The organism is Endozoicomonas arenosclerae, assembly GCF_001562015.1.
In the GTDB taxonomy this organism is placed as follows: domain Bacteria; phylum Pseudomonadota; class Gammaproteobacteria; order Pseudomonadales; family Endozoicomonadaceae; genus Endozoicomonas_A; species Endozoicomonas_A arenosclerae.
The window spans coordinates 1-4862 of sequence record NZ_LASA01000168.1 but is presented as its reverse complement, the minus strand read 5'-3'; the positions used below and the strand labels follow the sequence as shown (position 1 = coordinate 4862).

At 47.4% G+C, this 4862-nt stretch carries 4 protein-coding genes and 1 pseudogene; 1 reads left to right on the top strand and 4 read right to left on the bottom strand.

All coding sequences use genetic code 11. The features are described from left to right. Positions 1-191, top strand: a 191-nt coding sequence (locus WG89_RS31360) for a hypothetical protein (RefSeq protein ID WP_216638555.1), incomplete at its 5' end; no start/stop codon positions are given. Positions 192-213: 22 nt separating this feature from the next. Here the strand turns inward: WG89_RS31360 and WG89_RS25080 are convergent. The 4 genes and pseudogenes from WG89_RS25080 to WG89_RS31355 all read right to left on the bottom strand — a co-directional run. Further along, a complete protein-coding gene (locus tag WG89_RS25080; RefSeq protein ID WP_062270422.1) occupies positions 214-1407 on the bottom strand; it encodes a hypothetical protein in 1194 nt (397 codons plus the stop codon). 192 nt (positions 1408-1599) lie between these two features. Further along, positions 1600-2685 carry a tRNA (uridine(54)-C5)-methyltransferase TrmA gene (gene trmA, locus WG89_RS25075; protein ID WP_062270421.1) on the bottom strand — a complete coding sequence of 362 codons (1086 nt, stop codon included), beginning with the start codon at positions 2683-2685 and terminating at the stop codon, positions 1600-1602. 175 nt (positions 2686-2860) lie between these two features. After that, positions 2861-4153 (bottom strand): NCS2 family permease, encoded by a 1293-nt coding sequence (locus WG89_RS25070; protein WP_062270420.1) that lies wholly within the window; start codon positions 4151-4153, stop codon positions 2861-2863. 488 nt (positions 4154-4641) lie between these two features. Further along, a pseudogene (locus tag WG89_RS31355) lies at positions 4642-4862 on the bottom strand (IS1595 family transposase); the annotation flags it as partial.

Genomic DNA, 4862 nt, shown 5'->3' with positions numbered 1-4862 from the left:
AAAACATGATGACCCCTTACGAAAAGTTCCTGTCACTGAAGGAACCAGAACAGTACCTGAAAGAAGGGATTACACTGGACCAACTAAAGGACAAAGCGGAAGCCATGACCGATAATGAAGCGGCCAGAAAGCTGCAACAAGCCAGAGAAATCCTGTTTCAATTAGTTCATGAGCGACAAGCCGAGGGTTAGGTAGTAGTACCTGCCTTCAGGCTCATTTCAGGATTGGAAAATACTGTCCATCAGAAGCAGATTGTCGCGACTCATTCAGGAATTCCTTAAGTTTGGTTGCAATAAACTCGGAAGGTTTTTCTGGCATGCCAATCGCTTCCAGGGAAAGAAACTGGTCATGGGTAGCTATCGCGGTTTCAAAGTTCTTAACAACCTCTTCCGGCGTAGAAGCCAGGAAAGCCAGTTTTTTACGAATCAGGAAGTTATCCATCTCCGGTTCAGCAATGTAAATAACAGGCTTACCTTTATACAGTGCCATTGTGCCAATGGAAGACTTGTGAACCATAACGGCAACAGACAGTTTGGTCAGAACGGCTGTTGAGTTTCGACTTTTATCCAACAGTCTGACATTGCTGGACGCCCTCTCTTTGATAAGGCGACGCTCAAGCTCTCCATTGGTCTTGGGGTGATAGGTCACCAGAAAGGTGACAGAGGGGATTTGTCGAGTGGCTTCAATGAAAATTTTGAAATACTCCTCGTAAGAATCATCGTAGCCTCCCGCAAATACGACCACTGGCTGTCTTGGGCCGAGGTTAAGCTCCATCCGAACACGGCCATTGTCTGTTCTTCGATAGATATCATCCCAAGCTTCAAGGGCGGGTTGGCCTGAAACCGTATAAAGAGGTGCAGGGGAGAAGGGTAAGTCGCTGAAACTCTGTCGGGTTGCGATACTGGGGATGTGAAACTCGTCAACCGTTTCAATGGTCTTCAAAAATGGTTGGACATATTCCTTGTTCACAATGGGATCAAAGTTGTCATAAAAAGCCAGGGTATAGCTGCCATTGCTTTTCATATGATTGAGAATCTGTGCCTGTGCTGCACTGGCCATGCCTGAGTATACGATCTGGGCATTGATCCGCTGCGTTAACTCTATCAGTGCAGGGCTGGGCCAGAATGTAGCGCGGTTATTTCTCAGCTCTTCGGCATTTTTAACCGGGATCGTGATATTCAGGGGGTGATTTTTGAAAATCTCGGCGGCACGTCCCATCGATAGGATTCGATAATTTATAGCCTGCTTTTTCAGCGCGCCTTCGAGCTGTTTAAAGGCATTGCTTTCTCCCTGGTCATAGGCAACCAGAAGTACATCGATGTTTTTACTTGCCAGGGCGCTGGAGCTGATAAAGCTCGAGAGAAGAGTTATAAACAACAGGCAGAGCAACGCTGGGTAGTTTTTCATTCTGACTCCGTTAGAATTCCTGCCACTGGTTTTTATCCGGTTATGAGGCAGGTTAGGGTCTGTTGAGGTTTTGTTCTTCGGCAGCACTGAGCCGTAAAACAAAACCTCAACAGACCCTACAGTCTGGTACAGAAATCAGTGCTTGAAAAGGTCATAGAGCCTGAAGTCTATGACCTTGAGGCTGGCTTTAAGTTATTTTCGAGTCAGGAAAACGCCCATTTCCCGGTGGTGGGTATAGGGGAACTGGTCAAACAGAGCAATACGTTGAATCTTGTGAGTTTGTGAGATCTTCTCCAGATTCTGTTTCAGAGTCTCCGGGTTACAGGAAACGTAAACAATATTGTCGAAATTCTGAACCAGGGCTTCAGTGCCTTCATCCAGTCCCGCTCTTGGGGGGTCTACCAGAATGGTGGATACCTCGTAGCTGTCCAGATCAATATCCTGCAGACGTCTGAATAATCTCTCACGGTTCATGGCCTGAGTGAATTCTTCACTGGATAGTCGGGCAATCTGCACATTATTGATGCCATTCAGCTCAAAGTTGTCATGGGCAGAGTTCACTGAAGTTTTGGAGATTTCGGTCGCCAGAACTTTGTCAAAATGATCGGCCAGAACGCACGTAAAGTTTCCGTTGCCACAGTAGAGCTCCAGAAGATCTCCTTTAGCACCTGCACAGACATCACTGGCCCAACCCAGCATATGTTCGTTAACGCCAGCATTGGGTTGGGTAAAGCTGTTTTCAACTTGTGTGTACTGATAGGTCTTGCCCTGAACATTCAGAGACTCAACAACATAGTCCCTGTTCAGTACGATTTTCTGCTTTCTGGCACGACCAATAATGCTGATGTTATGAGCTGCCTGAAGTTTTTTGGCGGCATCGTTCCATTCATCATTGAGCTGTTTGTGATAAAGCATACTGACCAGGGCTTCACCGGTCTGGGTTGTCAGGAATTCCAGCTGGAAAAGTTTCTTGCGCAAAATTTCCTGCTGCTCAATATCCTTCATTAACGGCATCATGAGCTCATTGATGCGCTCAGAGCCTGCGGGAAACTGATCAACGCTGAAGGGCTGTCGGGTTTCAGGGTCGAACATGCGGTAATAGCTGTTTTCCCCTTCATGCCAGATGCGGAATTCCGCACGCATTCTGTAATGCTCAGGCCTGGATCGGAAGACCTCCAGTTCAGGGATATCAAAAGCCTGAAACTCTTCACGGGTAAGGCTCACCTTTTCGGCCAGCTGGTCTTCGTATTTTTCAGGTTCTACAACGGCTAATGACATGGTTTTCTTCGATAATTGGAACTGAGGGGGATAAGAGTGAGATCAAAGCTCATACCCATTAAAAGAGAACCCTGGAAATTGCTCCTGCATTTCCAGGGTACATTACGTCCATGTAAATAAAAGCGGCCCATATTATGGGCCGCTTTTAAGAAGATGAAAACCGGTTTTCAGATCATTAGCTGAACATGACCAGCTTGACGGTAAACAGTACAGATAGAATCACCAGGGCTGCATTCAGATCTTTTGCCCGGCCACTCAGCAGTTTGATGGCAGTGTAGGAGATAAAGCCAAAAGCAATACCGGTGGTGATGGAGTAGCTCAGGGGCATTGATACCGCTGCAATAACTACGGGAGCAGCTTCTGTCAGGTCATCCCAGTTGATCTGGAACATACTGTGAGTCATCAGTACAGCCACAAAAATCAGAGCCGGTGCTGTGGCATAAGCCGGAACCATGGCAGCCAGGGGTGACAGGAACAGGCAGCCCAGGAACAACAGGCCAACCACTACGGCAGTCAGGCCTGTTCGACCTCCAACAGAGATACCTGAAGCACTTTCAACATAGCTGGTGGTAGTAGAAGTACCCAGACCGGCACCTGCCATACTGGCAACAGAGTCAGCCATCAGGGCACGGCCCAGGCGGGGGAACTTGCCGTCTTTATCCAGCAGATCACCTTTTTGAGCAACTGCGACCAGTGTGCCTGAAGTATCAAAAAGATCCACAAACAGGAATGAGAAGATAATGCTGACCATTCCCACTTCCAGTGCACCAGCAATGTCCAGCTCCAGAAAGGTAGGCGCTACGCTGGGTGGCATGGACACCACACCGTTCATTTCGACTTTACCCGCAATCAGGCTGATGATGGTGATAGCCAGAATGCCGATCATGACAGAGCCTGTGACGTTGCGGTAGTAAAGCGCGACAATCAATGCAAAACCAATGGAAGTCATGATGGCGCCCCAGGAGCTCATATCTCCAAGAGTCACCAGCGTGGCAGGGCTGTCTACGATAATGCCGGCATTCTGCAGCGCGATGAAACCAAGGAACAGACCGATACCTGCGGCAATACCGCCACGCAGAGAGAGAGGAATACTGTTAATGATCCACTCTCGAACCTTGAAAGCACTCAGTGCGAAGAAGCAGACGCCAGAGAGGAAAACCGCACCCAGTGCAACCTGCCAGCTGTATCCCATCTGGCCTACAACGGTGAATGCGAAAAAAGCATTCAAGCCCATTCCCGGAGCCAGTGCGATTGGGTAGTTGGCATAAAAGCCCATGATCATACAGCCAATGGCAGCTGCTACACAGGTGGCAACAAACACTGCTCCCTGATCCATACCGGTGGTTGCCAGCATGCTGGGGTTTACAAAAATAATGTAAGCCATGGTCAGGAATGTGGTAATGCCTGCCAGCACTTCTGTCTTAACATCGGTTTGATGTTCTTTCAGTTTGAATAGCCGTTCTAACATGCTGAATTTTCACACAGGAGTAAAAGCTTTTAATGATAACGAGTTTTACAACTCAGTGGAATATGCGATGAGTGTCGTCCCTTTTTCGATATGTCGCGCTTTCTGGTGGCAATTTCTTAGTTTGAAAAAAGAGCTTTCAGGCGTCTCTTGTGTCTTAAAGTTGTAACACCCCAACATGTAGTACTCGTACTTTTGTGTGCATAAATATTGTTCACTTTGCTGAAAAGCAAGTAGCAGAGGGGGTTGCTAGAGGATGGGGGAAGCCATTAACAGGGTTATCCACAGAAGCTGTGGTTAATTTAATAGTGTTTGTGAAAAAACAGTACATTTCGATAAAGCACTACATTTGTACAGTTGTTTGGCTGAATGGGAAGTGTTTCAGGTGTTATTACTGAGCAGTTTGCCGAATAAGTGAGTAATGCAAGCAACAGTTTTGCCATTCACCCATTGCAGTATAAATATTAAGGCTCTTAATGGATTCCGGGGAGTTATCCAAACAACACTCCCAGAAGACCGGTTAGAGCTGCTTTCCCGCGCTTCTTGATATTGTGCAGGCACTCGAAGAAACCCAAATACAGCGGTAACTTCTCTTGTGATATACCCCGATGAGGACGCAACCAGGAACGCAACAGCGACCAGAACCCCTCCATTGTATTCACATGAATCTCATGAAAACCGTCGCCGTCCTCATCTCGTGCATATTCACCGG

Excerpts from the sequence above, each read along its gene's own strand:
- WG89_RS25080 (WP_062270422.1), bottom strand. The coding sequence starts at position 1,407 with ATGAAAAACTACCCAGCGTTGCTCTGCCTGTTGTTTATAACTCTTCTC.
- trmA (WP_062270421.1), bottom strand. The coding sequence starts at position 2,685 with ATGTCATTAGCCGTTGTAGAACCTGAAAAATACGAAGACCAGCTGGCC.
- WG89_RS25070 (WP_062270420.1), bottom strand. The coding sequence starts at position 4,153 with ATGTTAGAACGGCTATTCAAACTGAAAGAACATCAAACCGATGTTAAG.